12 protein-coding genes and 1 other RNA gene are annotated in these 16714 nt (G+C 66.8%); 12 read left to right on the top strand and 1 reads right to left on the bottom strand.

What is annotated here, in order from left to right:
* Positions 1–74 precede the first annotated feature (74 nt).
* Both VIR09_RS02805 and VIR09_RS02800 read left to right on the top strand, forming a co-directional pair.
* Entirely contained in the window at positions 75–2738 is a 2664-nt protein-coding gene (locus tag VIR09_RS02805; protein WP_332011508.1) for a PD-(D/E)XK nuclease family protein, read from the top strand.
* A 3-nt stretch (positions 2739–2741) separates the two neighbouring features.
* The gene (locus VIR09_RS02800; protein ID WP_332011507.1) at positions 2742–6185 is read left to right on the top strand and encodes a UvrD-helicase domain-containing protein; all 3444 of its coding nucleotides are present in this window, start codon (positions 2742–2744) and stop codon (positions 6183–6185) included.
* Between the two features lie 24 nt (positions 6186–6209).
* Here the strand turns inward: VIR09_RS02800 and VIR09_RS02795 are convergent, their stop codons facing one another.
* Positions 6210–7004 (bottom strand): IclR family transcriptional regulator, encoded by a 795-nt coding sequence (locus VIR09_RS02795; protein ID WP_332011506.1) that lies wholly within the window; start codon positions 7002–7004, stop codon positions 6210–6212.
* 147 nt (positions 7005–7151) lie between these two features.
* Between VIR09_RS02795 and VIR09_RS02790 the strand changes: the two genes are divergently transcribed.
* From VIR09_RS02790 to dnaX, 10 genes are all read left to right on the top strand, one after another.
* Positions 7152–8231 (top strand): ABC transporter ATP-binding protein, encoded by a 1080-nt coding sequence (locus tag VIR09_RS02790; RefSeq protein WP_332011505.1) that lies wholly within the window; start codon positions 7152–7154, stop codon positions 8229–8231.
* A 28-nt stretch (positions 8232–8259) separates the two neighbouring features.
* The gene (locus VIR09_RS02785) at positions 8260–9306 is read left to right on the top strand and encodes an extracellular solute-binding protein (RefSeq protein ID WP_332011504.1); all 1047 of its coding nucleotides are present in this window, start codon (positions 8260–8262) and stop codon (positions 9304–9306) included.
* A gap of 16 nt (positions 9307–9322) precedes the next feature.
* Complete coding sequence (locus VIR09_RS02780; protein WP_332011503.1) at positions 9323–10159, top strand: ABC transporter permease; 837 nt, start codon at positions 9323–9325, stop codon at positions 10157–10159.
* A gap of 1 nt (position 10160) precedes the next feature.
* Positions 10161–10952 (top strand): ABC transporter permease, encoded by a 792-nt coding sequence (locus tag VIR09_RS02775; RefSeq protein WP_332011502.1) that lies wholly within the window; start codon positions 10161–10163, stop codon positions 10950–10952.
* A 27-nt stretch (positions 10953–10979) separates the two neighbouring features.
* Positions 10980–11288 carry a small subunit of N,N-dimethylformamidase gene (locus VIR09_RS02770; RefSeq protein WP_332011501.1) on the top strand — a complete coding sequence of 103 codons (309 nt, stop codon included), beginning with the start codon at positions 10980–10982 and terminating at the stop codon, positions 11286–11288.
* Positions 11289–11336: 48 nt separating this feature from the next.
* Positions 11337–13577, top strand: a complete 2241-nt coding sequence (locus tag VIR09_RS02765; protein WP_332011500.1) for a N,N-dimethylformamidase beta subunit family domain-containing protein — start codon at positions 11337–11339, stop codon at positions 13575–13577.
* Positions 13578–13585: 8 nt separating this feature from the next.
* Complete coding sequence (locus VIR09_RS02760; protein ID WP_332011499.1) at positions 13586–14872, top strand: FAD-binding oxidoreductase; 1287 nt, start codon at positions 13586–13588, stop codon at positions 14870–14872.
* A gap of 29 nt (positions 14873–14901) precedes the next feature.
* A complete protein-coding gene (locus VIR09_RS02755) occupies positions 14902–15270 on the top strand; it encodes a cupin domain-containing protein (RefSeq protein WP_332011498.1) in 369 nt (122 codons plus the stop codon).
* A 209-nt stretch (positions 15271–15479) separates the two neighbouring features.
* Positions 15480–15577: signal recognition particle sRNA small type (ffs, locus tag VIR09_RS02750), an RNA gene on the top strand.
* Positions 15578–15728: 151 nt separating this feature from the next.
* Positions 15729–16714, top strand: a 986-nt coding sequence (dnaX, locus tag VIR09_RS02745; RefSeq protein ID WP_332011497.1) for a DNA polymerase III subunit gamma/tau, incomplete at its 3' end; no start/stop codon positions are given.

The raw sequence follows: 16714 nt of genomic DNA, 5'->3' as shown, positions 1-16714 counted from the left end.
TCTGCCTCGCGGTATCCTACGGCGGTATTTCTTCCCTTATCGCGCGCCGCTTCCGGCGGGCGCTCCGGATACCCATGCAGGACTCTTCGTCTTCCTATCCCGATCTATCGCTGCCGGACATCGGCGGCATGCCCGCCGCCGACACACTCGTGCTGACGGTGAACAACCGCCTGTCGCGCCGTCTCACGCTGGAGTTGGCCGGGCTGCTGCGCCAGGAACGCCAGGTCAGCGAATTGCCGCGCATCCTGCCGCTGTCCGCCTGGCTGGCCGATGCCGCCAACGAGCTCGCGTTCGAGACCGATGACGATGTGCCCGCCTACCGGTTGGACAGCTTCGCCACGCAGTTGGTATGGACCGAGGCGATCCGCGAGGAAGAGGCCGAGCGCGTGCTGCTGGACGCCAGCCAGGCCGCGCGCCTGTCCATGGACGCGGACCTGTTGATGGACGAGTGGGCGCTGCAGGTGCCATCGGGCGCGGACACCGACGAGTACCGCGGTTTCGCGAAATGGCGCGCGCGCTATCGCCAGGCGCTGGCCGGCATCGACGCGGAGGACGCCAATCAGGGCTACGCGCGCGTGTTGCGGGCGCTGGAGGACGGACGCCTGCCCATCCCGCAGCAACTGGTGCTGGCAGGATTTACGGATATCTCGCCGCGATTCCGCCGGCTGCTGCGCGCCTTCGAAGAGCAGGGCGCCGCCGTCGCGCAGTGGCGCGATGCGCAGCGCGTCGAAGCAGCGGCGCGCCGGTTCGAAGCAGCGGATCAAGGCGCTGAATGGCGCGCTGCCGCGGCTTGGGCGGCCGAGCACCTGAAGGCGCATCCGCATGGCCGCTATGCCATTGTCTCGCCCCAGCTGGAAGCGGAATCGCCTTTCGCGCGGCGGGTGCTGAGCCAGGCCCTGGCGGGGCGCGGCGGCGAAGCCGCTTACGCCTTCAACGTGGCGGTGGGCCGGCCCTTGAACGAATGGCCCATGGCGCGCGCCGCGCTCGCATGGTTGCGGGCCTTGGCGGAATGCGCGCCGGGCAAGGGTTGCCGCGCCGAGGTTCTGGGCGCGGCCTTGTTGGGCGGGCATTGCGCGGGTGACGTGCGCGATCGCGCGCGGCTGGCCTCGATCGATGCGCGCTGGCGGCGTCAGGCGCAACTGCACGTCAGCCAACAGGACTGGCGCAAGCTGCTGGCGGATCTGCCTGCGCTGGCGCAGGCGTGGAACCAGGCCATGGAGATCTGGACGCAGGGCGGCCGCCAAGCCACTTGCGACGTGTGGATGCTGCGCATGAAGGCCGCCCTCATGGCGCTGGGATTTCCCGGCGAAGGCGTGCTGGACAGCGTCGGCTATCAGGTGATGGGCGCGCTGGGCGACGCGCTCGGCAGCTTTTCGGCGCTGGCGCCGGCCGCCGGGCGCCTGGGCGGCGTGGCCGCCGTGAACCTGTTGGAAAGCGTGGCGCGTTCCGCTTCGTTCCAACCGCAGCGCGACCCGCTGGCGCGCCTGGACGTGCTGGGCCTGCTGGAGGCCGAGGGCGGCTATTGGGACGGCGTCTGGATGCTGGGCCTGACTGACGACGTACTACCTGCGTCGCCCAAGCCCAATCCGCTGTTGCCGCTGGCCGTGCTGCGCCAGGCCAAGGCGCCGCGCGCCACGCCCGAACGCGAGCGCGAGTGGGCCGAGGGCATGTACGCCGCGCTCTGCCGCTGCGCGCCCGAGATCATCGTCAGCCACGCGCACATGGATGGCGAGCGCGAGCTGCGCCCGTCGCCGCTGATCGCGGCCGCGGCGTTGACGGATTGGAAGCCCGCCGCGCTCGAAGCGCTGCCGGTCTTGCCGCAGGAATCGCTGGATGACGCGCAGGGACCGGCGCTGGCGGCCGGCAACCGGGGCGGCGGCGGCCTGGACGTGCTGGATACGCAGGCCCGCAATCCGCTGTGGGCCTTTGTGCGGCATCGCCTGGGCGGACGCGAGATGGCTCCTTACGCCGACGCGGCCACTGTCAGCGTGCGCGGCCAATTCCTGCATAAGGCGTTGGAGCTGGTGTGGGGCATGATGCCCGACCAGGATACGCTGCATGAGGTCATGGCCACGGGCCGCTTGCCGGCCCTGCTGGAACAGGCGGTGGCGCAGGCCGCAGACGAGGAATTGAAAGACTATGCGCCCGCTTTGAAGACGCTGGAGTGCCAGCGCGCCCAGGCCGTGCTGGCATCCTGGCTGGACATGGAGGCGCAGCGCCTGCCCTTCGCGGTAGCCCAGGTGGAAAAGAACCACCAATGGCAGCGCGGCGCGCTCAACCTGAAGCTGCGGCTGGACCGCATCGATACGCTGGGCGACGGCCGCAACGTCATCGTCGACTACAAGACCGGCGTGGCGGCGGCCAAGCCCGAACCGGACTGGTCGCGCAGCCGGCCCGTGAACGTGCAACTGCCGTTCTACGCATCGGTGCTGGCGGACGCCGCGGGCGGTGAAGTGGCGGGCCTGGTGCTGGCGCAGATCCATGCGCGGCAGGTCGCCGCACAGGGCCTGGCCGACGAAGACCTGGGCGTGCCTGGCGTCACGCTTGCCAGCGACAGCAAGTACTTCGACGGATTGTCCTGGCCGGAAATCCGGCAACGCTGGCGCACGGCCATCGAAGCGCTGGCCGACGAGTATGCCGCGGGCTACGCGGCCAACGTGGCCTATCGCCGCGATGATCTGAAATACTGCGATGCATTGCCGTTCTTGCGTTTGCATCTGGACGACGAGGACGCATGAGCCATGGCTGAACAAGAACGCTTGCCGCACGATCACGTTGCGCGCGCCGACGCGCTGGACCCGACACGTTCCTTCCTGGTGCAGGCGCCGGCGGGCTCCGGCAAGACCGAGCTGCTGACGGACCGTATCCTGGCGCTGCTGGCGACCGTGAACCGTCCGGAAGAAATCGTCGCCATCACCTTCACGCGCAAGGCCGCGTCCGAGATGCATGCGCGCGTGCTGAGCAAGCTGCGCCGCGGGCAGGACGCGCCGCCCGAGGCCATGCACGAGCGCCGCAGCTGGGAGCTGGCCCGCGCCGCGCTGGCGCGCAACGAAACACAGGGCTGGCATCTGCTGGACCATCCCGCGCGGCTGGCCATTCGCACTATTGACTCCTTCTGCGCGGGCCTGGTGCGCAGCATGCCCTGGCTGTCGGAACTGGGCGGCATGCCGGAGATCACGGATGATGCGCGCGCCCATTACGAAGCCGCCGCGCGCGCCACGCTGGACCTGGCCGACGACTACGAGGCCGTGCGCATCCTGCTCAAGCACCTGGACGTGGACGTGCAGGCGGCCAAGGAGGCCATCGCCGACATGCTGGGGCAGCGCGACCAATGGCTGCCGCTGCTGCGCCACGGCTCTGATCGCGAGGGCATGGAGGCCATGCTGGCCGAGGCCATAGGCGAAGACCTGGACGCGCTCAGCGCAGCCATGCCTTATGGTTGGGCCGAAGCGCTGTGTGGCCCGGCGCGGCTGGCTGCAGCTAATTTGCAGGATGGTGAAGCGGAAAACAAGCTGCTGGCCTTGCTGGACTGGACGGAAGAACCTCCGCCTGACGCCGAGGCGCTGGAACTATGGCAAGCCGTGGCGCACCTGTTGCTGACCGGCACCGGCACCTTGCGCAAGACCGTCAACAAGAACCTGGGCTTTCCGGCCAAGTGCGCGCACAAGGAACCGTTCGTGGCGTGGCTGGAAGCTGCCGACGCGGACGCGGCCTGGGTGCGCCGCCTGCATGCGGTGCGCGACGTGCCCGCGCCGCATTTCACCGATGCGCAATGGGAAGTGCTGGGCGCGCAGCTGATGACCTTGGCGCTGGCGGTGGCGCAGCTGCGGTTGCGCTTTGCCGATACCGGCGAGGTGGATTTCATCGAGATCGCGCAGCGCGCCGCGGCCGCGCTGGGCAGCGCCGACGATCCGGGCGAATTGCTGTTGAAGCTGGACGCCTCGATCCGCCATCTGCTCATCGACGAATTCCAGGACACCAGCCAGACCCAGCTGGACCTGCTGCGCACCTTGACCTCGGGCTGGCAGCAGGGCGACGGCCGCAGCCTGTTCCTGGTGGGCGATCCGATGCAGTCCATCTACCGCTTCCGCAAGGCGGAAGTAGGCTTGTTCCTGGAGGTCGCCGACATCGGCGTGGGCGAGCTGCAGCCGGACTTTCTCAACCTCACCGACAACTTCCGCTCGCAGGCGGGCATCGTCGAATGGGTCAACCAGTCGTTCGCGCAATTGCTGCCCCGGCGCAGCGACGCGGCGGCGGGAGCCATCGCCTACAGTCCGTCCACTGCCTTCCACGAAGCATTGCCGGAGCCGGCGGTACGCTTCCATCCAGCCTGGTCGCGAGACGGCGCAGCCCCTGCGGAAACGCAGGCCGAGGACATCGCGGTGGAACTGGTGCGCCAGGCGCTGATCGACCACAAGGGCGCCAAGCACCCCGTCGCCGTGCTGGTGCGGGCGCGCAGCCATCTGGGCAACCTGACCCGCCGCCTGGCGCAGGAAGGCATACGCTGCCGGGCGGTGGACCTGGTGCCGCTGGCCTTGCGGCCGGTGGTGGCGGACCTGGTGCAGCTGGTGCGAGCCTTGTCGCATCCCGGCGACCGCCTGGCCTGGTTGTCCGTGTTGCGCGCGCCATACTGCGGCCTGACGCTGAACTCCTTGCAACGCCTGTTCGGCGACGATCACGTCACGCCGGTGCCGGTGCTGCTGGAGCGCGCGCTGCGCATCACACCGCAGGCTACGCCCATGACGGCCACGAGCGCGCCGCAGGGCTCATTGTTCGACGCGGCGCCCGCAGCGCCGGAAACGCCGGCGGCGCAGAACGTGCTCGGCGCGGACGAGTTCGCGCGCTTGCGCCAGGTGGCGGCGATCTTGCTCGACAAGCGCAACGGCGCCGGCGCCATGCCCTTCGCGGCCTGGGTGGAATCGTTGTGGCGCCGCCTGGGCGGCCCGGCGCTGTATGCCGGCCTGTCCGTGGCCAACGACGCGGAAAGCCTGTTCCAGCTGATCGAGCGTCTGGCGCCGCATGGCGCCATCGACGTCGCCGCGCTGGACACAGGCATCGCGCGGCTGTTCGCCGCGCCGGACGCGGCGGACGAAGACACGGGCGCGGTCGAAATCATGACCATGCACAAGTCCAAGGGCCTGCAGTTCGAAACCGTCATCCTGTACGGCCTGCATCGCGCGCCGCGCGGCGACCAGGCGCCGTTGGTGCGCTTCGAACAAAGCAGCGGCCGCGTGCTGTTCGGCCCGGTCAAGCCGCGCGCCGAAACCGAAGCGGACCCTTTGTCGCGCTACCTGGGCGCACGCGAGGCGCGCCGCGCATCCTACGAAATCGACCGCCTGCTGTACGTGGCCGCGACGCGGGCGCGCAAGCGCCTGCACCTGGTGGGCCACGTGTCGGTGGACGAGGCCAGCGGCCAGGTCAAGACGCCGTCGTCCGCCAGCCTGCTGGGACGCTTGTGGCCTTGCCTTGCCGTGCCGGTTCCGCCGTCGTTGGATGGCGAAACGACGGAGCAAGAGACCGACGGCCCCGAGTGGCAGGGCGAGCCCCTGCGGCGCGTGGACCGCGCCGGCCTGGCGCAACTGGCGCGCATGGCGGACGTGGCCGTCAGCCCCGGCTTTGGCGCCGCGGCGCGCGGGGCTTGGAGCGAGGGTGGAGAACATCCCGCGTGGCAACTCGAAGCCGGCTACGACGCGGCCATCGGTACTTTGTCGCACGCCTGGCTGGCCCGCATCGGCCAGGACGGCGTGCATGCCTGGTCCGCCGACGCGCTGGCGCAGCGCCTGCCCGCCATGCGCCGCCAGCTGACGCGCGCAGGCATTCCCGCCAGCCAGGCAGATGCCGCATCCGAAGCCGTGCTGGAAACCCTGCAAGCCACCCTGGCCGACGATCGCGGCCTGTGGCTGTTGTCGCAATCCGGCGCGCGCCGCGAATGGCCCCTGATCGACGCCGCCGGCAAGGTGTCCGTCATCGACCTGGCCCTCAGCACCGAAGACGGCTGGCTGATCGTCGACTACAAAACCGGCCGGCCGCATCCGGGCGAGGCGCCAGCTGCCTTCGCCGCGCGCATGCGGCAGCGGCATGGCGACCAGTTGCTGCGATATTGCGCGCAGGTCACGGCGCTGGACGGCCGTACCGCGCGCGCCGCGCTTTACTTCCCGCGGGCTCGCGCCTGGATCGATCTGTAGCGCGGGCCGCCGGCCCGGCGGCCCTCATGTGAACGAGCGCACCGAGTTGTTGATGCCGCGGGCGCAATCGAACACCAGCGGCCCCAGGCGCGCCAGAGCCTCTTCGAGGGTCCAGCGGCTGGTCGGCGCCACGATATGCACGGACGCAACGGGCGTGCCGCGCTGGCCCATGATGGGCGCGGCGATCGTCATGTCGCCCAGGAACAGTTCTTCCTTGTTGTGCGCGATGCCTTCGCGCCGCGCCTGCCGGACGATCTCCATCAGCTTCGCCGGATCGGTCTCGGTCCATTGCGTATGGCGCTGCAGCGCAGAGGCGTCCAGGATGGCCTGCGCCTGTTCCTCCGGCAGCGCGCCCAGGTAGGCGCGGCCGCTGGCCGTGCAGTACATGGGGATGCGGCTGCCGATGGGCATGTGGATGGGAATGAACTTCGCCGCCACGACCCGCGACACGTACACCATCTCGTGGTCCAGGGGTTCGGTCAGGTTGACGGTTTCCCCCGTGATATTGGACAGCTCGGCCAGAAAGGGATTCGCGGCCTCGACCAACGGATCGGCCGCGATGTAGTTGTAGCCCAGCTCCAGGACCCGCAGGGTGGGGCTGAACTTGCGCGTCTTGGGCGACTTGCTGATAAGCCCCAGCTTTTCCAGCGTGTACACGGTGCGCTGGGCCGTGCTGACGCTCGTGCCCACGGCTTGCGCGACTTCGGACAGGGACATGGCGCTCTGTGCGCCACGGAACGCGAACAGGACTTTCAGTCCCCTCGCGAACGAGTGATTGAACATGCCATCGTCGACTTCCAGTTCGGCCTGTTCCAGCATTTTTCGGCTCCTCGTTTTCCCGTATTTTGGGTATTAATTACCGCCTAGCGATAATAATAAACCTCACTGCGGGATTTTACTATTGCTGAAAGGATGCCGGCTCCAATATCCTGCGTTCATTCATCGGTTTTGCCGGAGTGTGTGAGCATGGGGCAGGGTCAGAAAACAGCGGGGACGCCGATCCTCCAGATCCAGGACGTCACCAAGACGTTCGGCGCATCGATGGCGTTGAAGGGCGTGAGCCTGGACGTGCGCGAAGGCGAGTTTCTGACGCTGCTGGGCCCCAGCGGCTGTGGCAAGACCACGCTGATCCGGATCATTGCCGGCTTTGAAACGCCTACCTCGGGCGAGGTGAAGATAGACGGACAGTCGATCCTGTCATCGCCGCCGTACCGCCGTCCGCTCGGGATGGTGTTCCAGAACCTTGCCCTGTTTCCGCATCTCACCGTCGCCGAGAACATCGGCTACGGCCTGAGGATGCGGCGCGAGCCGCCTGCCGCCATCCGCGGCAAGGTGGAGCAGTCGCTCACGATGGTCGGCCTGGAGGGCTACGGCGCGCGCTATATCGGCCAGATCTCGGGCGGGCAGAAGCAGCGCGTTGCGTTGGCGCGCGCCATCGTCATGGAGCCCCGGGTGCTGCTGCTGGACGAGCCTCTCGGCGCCCTGGACATGAAGATCCGTCGCCAGATGCAGACCGAGTTGAAGCTGATCCAGGAAAAACTCGGCACCACCTTCATCTTCGTGACGCACGACCAGGAAGAGGCGTTGACCATGTCCGATCGCGTCGCCGTGTTCCGCAACGGCCTGATCGACCAGGTCAGCGACCCCGCCACCATCTACGAAAAGCCGCAGACCCGCTTTGTCGCTGAATTCGTGGGCGACACGAATTTCTTCGAAGGCGTGGTGCAGGCCGGCGCGGCGCGTCTCGACTGCGCGGAACTCGGCTGCGAATTCGATCTGTCGGACTCGCGCTTCGCGGCAGGCAGCGCCGTGGGCATATCGCTGCGGCCGCAGTACCTGAAACTGGCGCCGGCCGGCAGCGCCCGCTTGCAGGCCCGCGTGGAGCGCCGCGTCTACGCCGGACAGAACACACGCCTCTGGCTGCAGGCCGGCGCCCGGACCCTGATCGCCGATTGGCCGGCACAGGATGGGAAACCGTTGCCGGCACAGGGCGAAGCCGTCGGACTGACCTGGGACGACAGCCGCATTTCGGTCGTATCCCTCTAGCGCTGTTCACTCTCACAGGAGTCGCACAATGAGCACCTATCGATTTGCCCACTGGACCGCCGCGGCGGTCATGGCCGTTTGCGGCACCGCCAGCGCGCAGGAAATCACCATGGCCACCTGGGGCGGCGGCGTCGGAGCGGCGTGGCGCGAGGCTTACGCGGAACCCTTTACGAAGGAAACGGGAATCGGCGTGAAGATCGTCGAAGTCCCCACTCCCGAGGCCCAGGTGCGCGCGCAGAAGGACGCGCCCAAGTTCAATGCGGCGCTTTCGTCGTTCTTCGAGGCCTCGCAGATGTATAGCGACGGACTGCTCGAAGATTTCGACATGAGCGAGGTTCCCGCGCTGAAGAACGTGCCGGAGAAATACCTGCTAAAGGCGCCTTCCGGACGCCTCATAGGCGTCAGCACCTACTTCGCGTACTACGGCATCGCGGTCAACAAGGATCTTGCGAAACCTTCCGACTTCTCTTCGTGGAAGGCGCTGGGGGATCCCAAGTGGGCGGGAAAACTGTCGGTCACCCGTCCGGTCTACAGTTCGGCCTACGACCTCACCATCATGTCCGTTGCCGAAGGCGGCAACGAGCGCGACACCGCCAAGGGCCTGGCGTTGCTGACCGCCTTGGGCAAGAACTCGCTGGCGATGTACAGCTCGATGGCGCAGATGAACCAGCTGCTGCAGCGCGGAGAGGTGACGGCCGCGCCCTACTACTCGACCCGCGTCTGGCAGATGAAGCGCGACGGGCAGACCAATATCGAGATGGTCATTCCGAAGGAGGGCGCGCTGATCCTGCCGTACATCGTGGTCGTGCCCAAGAAGGCGCAGGGCCGCGCCAGCTACCTGAAGTGGCTGAACTATGTGGCCCAGCCGGATGGCCAGTCGCGCATTGCCGACATTGCCGGCTACCTGCCGCTGAACAGTACGGCCAAGCTGTCTCCCGCGACAGAAAAGGAACTGGGCCAGCCGCTGACCGCCCTGCGCGACCAGCTCTATCAGCCGGACTGGAACTACATCGCCGAATCCCGCAAGTCGCGCATCGAGCTGGTCGAGCGCGCGATGGCGGGCGCCGGCCGGTAAGCCCGGAGAAGCCGCAATGAAATCGACCCGGCCGCCGCTGATCCTGCTGCTTCCCCCGGCGATACTGATCCTGATGTTCCTGACGGGGATCGCCTATCTCGCCGTGGAATCGCTGCGCACCGCAGATGGTTTTGGCCTGGGCAATTTCGTGCGCTTCTTCGAGCGGGCCGATTACGTCGCGGTACTGCTGCGCACGATAGGGGTCGCACTGGTCGTCACGTTCTTTTCCGTGCTGGTCGGTTATCCCATCGCCTATGCGATTTCGCGCTATCGCGGCAACCGCAATTTCCTGATGATGCTGGTCATCACGCCGTGGCTGGTCAGCGTGGTGGTGCGTACCTACGGCTGGGTGGTGATCCTGGGGCCCAAGGGCACGCTGAATTCGCTGCTGCTGTCGCTGGGTGTCATCGATACGCCCATGCGCCTGATTTTCAACATGACCGGGGTGGTGATCGGCCTGGTGCATGTCTTCAGTCCGTTTTTCATCGTCTCGGTGCTGGCGGTGCTGCTGCATCTGGATCGCGCCCTGGACGAGGCCTCGCAGACGCTGGCGGCGGGCCCGCTCAAGACCTTTTTGCATGTCACCCTGCCGCTGAGCCTGCCGGGTGTCATTACCGGCGCCATGCTGGTCTATCTGCTGTCCACCGGGGCCATCGTCACGCCGCTGTTGCTGGGTGGCGTGCGTGACGGCATGCTGGCCACGCAGATCTACCAGGACGTGCTGCAGGTCTTCGACTATCCGAAGGCAGCCAGCATGGCGATCGTGCTGTTGCTGGCGGCATTCTCGCTGGTCATTCCCTTGCAACTGCTCGAACGCCGCGTCGCGGCGCGCGTGTCCGGAACGGGAGCCTGATATGCGCTGGCTATACCGCTTGCTGCTGGTTCTGCTGTTTGGCTTCCTGCCCTTGCCCATCCTGGTGGTGGCGGTGTCGTCGTTCACGTCCACCGGGTACTTCACCTTGCCGCTGGCGTCGCTTTCCTGGCGCTGGTATCTGGAGTTCTTCACCGACCCGCAATGGTTGGGTCTGTTGGCGGTCAGCGCCGGCATCGCCTTGCTGGTGGCATTCATCAGCACATCGGTGGCCCTGCTGGCCGCGCTGGTGCTGGACCGCAGCCGGATCAGGGGAAGTGGCGTTATCGAAGCGCTAATCATGCTGCCGTTGGTATTTCCCAATGCGGCGCTGGGCGTGGCGTTCCTGGGCCTGCTCGGCCTGCTTGGCGTCAGCGGCTCCTACCTGGGCATCGTGCTGGCGCATTGCATCATCACGCTGCCGTTCGCCTACCGCCCCATCCTGAATTCCTTGCGCAAGCTGGACCCCGCGCTGGGCGAGGCCAGCATGAGCCTGGGCGCGCGGCCCGCGCAGGTCTTGCGCACCGTGACCCTGCCCATGCTCAAACCGGGGCTGATCACGGCCTTCCTGTTCTGCTTCATCGTGTCGTTCGACGAGGCGACGATCACCGTCTTCCTGGTCGCGCCGGACGTCAACACCTTGCCTGTGCGCATCCTCACGCAGATACAGGAAAGCGCCAGTCCCGTGATCGCCGCCATCGCCACATTCCTGATTGTCTTCACGCTTGCGCTGGTGCTGCTGCTGGAACGCACGGTCGGCCTGGAGATGTTCGCCGCGCCTGAGCGCGACCACTGAATCGATTTTTCATGCCCGGAGCGCGATATGTACGAGATCCAGCCCGAAGATGCGGAACTTCTCAAACACTTCAGGACGACGACCACCAAGAACCGGCCGCTGAAGTTGAACCGCCTGCTTAACCGATTGCGGATGGAGCCCATGGCCGGCAAGCAGGTCATCGTCTGCACCCAGCCTTACTCGGAGTACGCCATCGGCACGCTCGGCGCGGGACGGGGCGATCCGGTAGCACTGGCGCCGCAGCGCTACGCCAAGCTGGCCGATGCCCAGTGGGCGCTGCTGAAGATCCGCTGGGCCATCCATTCCCCTTATCCCTGGCCGTCCGACCTGGACTGAACGCGGGCCGCCATACCGTGTCGCCCGAATCAAACTGACGGAGCTTGTATGTACGAGATCCTGGGGTACCCCAGCACCTGGACGATCGCGCCGGGAGAAACCATAGAATTCAAAGTGAGCTGCGCGCAAGCGCTGCGCTATGACGCCGACCTGGTGCGTATCCGCAGCGGCGACGTTACGCCCGGCGCTCCCGGCTTGAAAGAAACCGTGGTGATGCAGGGCATCGCCACCGCCATCGCCGGACGTCCCCAAGCCACCGAAACCGGGTCGCGCGCGGTGGCGCCCGCTTTCAGCGAGCCTGCCTCGGGCTGCAAGAGCTGGATCCTGGCGGTGATGCCGACCTTGCCCTGCAACGGCGGCGATCAGGCGATCCTGTCGCGCTGGGACGACACCGCGCGCGTCGGATATCTGCTGGGCCTGGATCGGGACGGCTGCCTGTTCTGGCAGCAGGGCAGCGGCGGCAAGAGCGAGCGCGTCACGCTGGGATTGCCCATGACCGTGCGCCAGTGGTATCTGGTGGCGGTAACGCTGGACCTGGACTCGGGGACGGTCGATCTGCGGCAGATGCCCGCCAATCCCTTGCTGGCCGTGAATTCGCATGCGCAGGCGAGCAGCCGGCTGCCGGCGATCGATCCGGTCGCGCTGGCGCGGCTTCCGCTGACGATGGGCGCGGCCGCCACTGGCCTGCCGCGCCCACAATACGCCAAGCACTTCAACGGCCGCCTGGATTCGCCCACGCTGCTGCCGTATGGCGCCGGCGATGCAGACCTGGCGCAATTGCGCGTCGAGGCCCAAGGCCGCCGCCATGCCGCGCCGCCATTGCAGGCCTGGGATTTCTCGCAGCGCATCGACAGCGATGTGCTCGTCGACACGGCCAGGCCCTGGTCGGAGGGGCGCATCGAGAACCTGCCCTCGCGCGGCGTGCCCGGCCTGCGCTGGGATTCCAGCGTCATGTTCTGGCGCGAACGTCCCGACCATTTCGCCGCGCTGCACTTCCATGACGACACCCTGGAGGATGCGCGCTGGGAGACCGATTTCAGCCTGACCGTGCCTGACGGCCTGCCGAGCGGCCTGTATGCGGCGCGCCTGACCGGCGCGGCGGGAGAGCAGGAACGCATCACCTTCATCGTGCGGCCGAAGGCGGGCGGGCCGCGCAAGCGGATCGCGTTCCTCGCGTCGACGGCCACCTATATGGCGTACTCGAACTCGCACTACCGCCTGGATGAAGAAGGCATGGAAATGAAGTCCGGCAACTTCATGGTCCTGTATCCCTGGGAGACCTACCTGGGCGAACACCGCGAGTTGAGCCTTTCCATGTACGACACGCATTCGGACGGCTATGGCGTCTACTACGCCTCGCGCTTGCGGCCGGTCTTCAGCATGCATCTGCAATGCCGCACCTGGTCGCTGAACGGCGATACCCACTTCCTGGACTGGCTGGACGAAAAGGGCTTCGACTACGACGTCATCACGGACGACATGCTGCATGCCGAAGGCCTGCAGGCCCTGGAGGGCTACAGCGTGGTCATGACCGGGGCGCATCCCGAGTACTGGACCACGCGCATGTGGCAGGCAATGGTGGCGTACCAAGGGCAGGGAGGCCGGCTCATGTACATGGGAGGCAACGGCTTCTACTGGCGCTGCGCCTACCATCCCGAAAAGCCCTGGTTGATGGAACTGCGCCGCACCGAGACCGGCGCCCGCTACAGCGAGACGCCGGCCGGGGAAAGCTACCACAGCTATACCGGCGAATATGGCGGCACCTGGCGCCGCATCGGGCAGGCGCCGCAGACGTTGACCGGCATCGGGACGACCGCGACCGGGTTCGATGCCTCGTCCTATTATCGCCGGCGGCCCGAAAGCCGCGACCCGCGCGTGGCGTTCATGTTCGAAGGCGTGGCGGACGAAATCATTGGCGATTTCGGCAGCAGCGGAGGCGGCGCCGCTGGCGACGAGATCGATCGCGTCGACTACCGGCTGGGCACGCCGCCGCATACCTTGATCGTCGCCCGCTCGGAAAAGCACACGCGCTACTACAACGTGGTACCCGAGGAGACGACCTACCACCACCCCACCATCAACGGTGAGGAAGCCAAGCACTGCTACGCCGATCTGGTGTTCTACGAGTGCCTGAACGGCGGCGCGGTTTTTTCCACGGGCTCGATCACCTGGGGCGCGTCGCTGGCCTGGAACGGCTACGACAACAACGTGTCGCGCATCACGGCTAACGTGCTGACCCGGTTCGCCGAGGCCACCCCCTTCGTGTTTCCCCAGGCCAGCGGACGCTGAGATACACCATGCGCGCACCAGACTCGGCCGATGCCCGGCAATCCTTGTGGCAGCAGACCGCGGGGCCGGCGCCCGCAGCGCCCGCCTTGGCGGACTCCCTCCAATGCGACGTCGTCATCGTCGGCGCCGGCATTACCGGCTTGTCGACCGCCTTGCATCTGAGCGAACTCGGACTGCGCGTTTGCGTGTTGGATGCCCAGGAACCGGGCTGGGGCGCCTCCGGCCGCAACGGCGGGCAGGTCATTCCCGGCATCAAGCACGATCCGAAGGCGATCCTGGCGCGTTACGGCAAAGCGCTGGGAGAACCGCTATTGCAGATGGTGGGGTCTGCCGCCGATGCGGTATTCGAGCTTATCGAAAAGCATGCCATCGCCTGCCATGCCATGCGGGCTGGCTGGATACAGCCGGCCCACTCCGCTCGCGCATTGGAAACCGTGTCGGACCGCGCCCAGCAGTGGCTGGATCGTGGCGCGGCCGTGGAAATGCTGAACCAGGAGGCTGTCAGCGCAAGGCTGGGTACAGACCGGTTCCTGGGCGGCTGGATCGACCGGCGCGCCGGCAGCATCCAGCCCCTGTGCTACACCCGCGGGCTGGTGGCGGCCGCGCAAGCGGCTGGCGCGTCGGTGCATGGCAATACCCGCGTCACGGCGCTGGAGCGATCAGGCCAGCAATGGCTTGCGCGCACGGAGCAGGGCGCCACTGTCCGCGCCGAGCACGCGCTGATCGCGACCAATGGCTACACCAACGGGCTATGGCCCGGACTGCAGCGCAGCGTCATCGCCGCCAACAGCTTCATCGTCGCCACCGGACCGCTGGATGCGAAGGCCTGCGGCCACATCATGCCCGGCGGCGTGGTGGCCTCGGACTCCCGCCGCCTGTTGCTGTACTTCCGCCGCGACCACGAGGGCCGTTTCGTGCTGGGAGGCCGGGGGCATTTCGCCGACCCCGCATCGGAACAGGATTGGGACCATCTGGTGCGCGGAGCGCGCATGCTGTTTCCGGAGTTGGCCCGGATTCCGTTCACCTATCGTTGGGCCGGCCGGATCGCTCTGACACGCGATTTCGTGCCGCATGTCCATCAGCCGTCGCCCAACCTGCATATCCTGCTGGGCTACAACGGCCGCGGCGTCGCCCTGGCGACGCAGATGGGCCGCTACCTCGCCCGGACCATCGCCGCAGGCGAGCCCATGCCATACCCCGTCACCCCGATCAGGCCGCTGCCGTTCCACGGCCTCAAGCGTTTCTACATCGCGCTCGGCGTCGCTTACTACGGCCTGTGCGACAAGCTCTCGTAGAAGCCCGCCTCCATCCTCCTGAGTACACCATGACCATCCAACACATCCCCCAGACCCGCGACACCGCCCAGCTGGACGACCTCGGTCCGGTCGGCATCCCGCTCAGCGAACCCGCCTGCGCATTGCGCGCCAGAAAAATAGTGATCCCCGGCGCCGAAGCCACCAGCGCCGGCATCTGGGAATGTTCCCCCGGCCAATTCCGCCGCCAGGTCCAGGAGGGCGAAATCATGCACATCCTGGCCGGCGAAGGCTCCTTCACCCCCGACGGCCAGCCCCCGCTGCAATTCCGCGCAGGCGACACCCTGGCCATGCCCCCCCATACCCAAGGCGTCTGGGATATCCGCAGCACCGTCCGAAAACTCTACGTCCTGGCTCCCCCCAGTCAGGCGGAAAACTAAGCGTCTAGCCAACGACGCTCCGAGCAAGCAAAGTTCTGAAGACCCCGCAAGGCAAAGCGAAGCGAGCCGAAAGGACCAGCGAAGCGAAGTCCCAAACTCCCTCCCCCTCGGGGGGAGGGCTGGGGAGGGGGCCCACATACTGCCCCCCGGGGCCCGCCGGCCGAGATTCTAGCAAGCAAGCGAAGCGCAGCTCTGCTAGAATCTCGGCTGGCGGGCCCCTCCGCATGGTTCGGCGGTGAACCTGGTCAGGTCGGGAACGAAGCAGCCATAGTCGTTTAGGGTCAGTGCCGGAGTAAGGCTCGCCAACCGGATTCTTCAAAGCAACGCGTCATGCCAAACCCATGACGCGTTTGTTTTCAAGGGGGACGGGGTTATTTTCCAAGGATATCTTCCACGGGAATAAACCCGTCCCCTTTGCGTTTCAGGCCAGCTTCCGAAACAGGCTCTACAATCCACCCATGACTTATCTGGTACTGGCCCGCAAGTGGCGGCCGCGATCGTTCGATACCCTCGTGGGACAGGATCACGTGGTGCGCGCGCTGACGCATGCGCTCGACACCCAACGCCTGCACCACGCCTGGCTGTTCACCGGAACCCGGGGCGTGGGCAAGACCACGCTTTCGCGCATCCTGGCCAAGTCGCTCAACTGCGAAACGGGCATCACTTCCAAGCCTTGCGGCGTGTGCCGCGCGTGTACGGAAATCGATTCCGGGCGTTTCGTCGACTACCTCGAACTGGACGCGGCCTCGAACCGCGGCGTCGAGGAAATGACGCAGCTGCTGGAGCAGGCGGTGTACGCGCCGGGCGCGGGGCGCTTCAAGGTCTACATGATCGACGAAGTCCACATGCTGACCGGGCATGCGTTCAACGCCATGCTCAAGACGCTGGAAGAGCCGCCGCCCCACGTCAAATTCATACTCGCCACCACCGACCCGCAGAAGATTCCGGTGACGGTGCTGTCGCGCTGCCTGCAGTTCAACCTGAAGCAGATGCCGGCCGACTCCATCGTCGGCCATCTGCAGGCCGTGCTCGGCCAGGAAGACGTGGGCTTCGAGGTGCCGGCCCTGCGGCTGATCGGGCAAGCGGCTTCGGGCTCGATGCGCGACGCCCTGTCGCTGACCGACCAGGCCATCGCCTACAGCGCCGGCAACCTGACCGAGGACGCCGTGCGCGGCATGCTCGGCACCATCGACCAGCGGCACCTGGTGCGCCTGCTGGACGCGCTGTCGGCCGGCGATGCCAAGAGCGTGCTGGCGGTGGCGGATGAATTGGCGATCCGCGGCCTGTCTTATGCCGGCGCCCTGGCCGACCTGGCTGTGCTGCTGTCGCGCGTGGCCATCGAGCAGCGCGTGCGCGGCGTGACGCCCGCCGAGGATCCCCTGGCCGGCGATATCGCCCGGCTGGCGCAGGTCCTGCACCCCGATGCAGTACAGCTTTTCTATTC

This window comes from Achromobacter sp., assembly GCF_036567245.1.
Classification (GTDB): domain Bacteria; phylum Pseudomonadota; class Gammaproteobacteria; order Burkholderiales; family Burkholderiaceae_B; genus Achromobacter.
The sequence above is the reverse complement of the archived record's forward strand: the minus strand, read 5'-3'. Positions and strand labels throughout refer to the sequence as shown.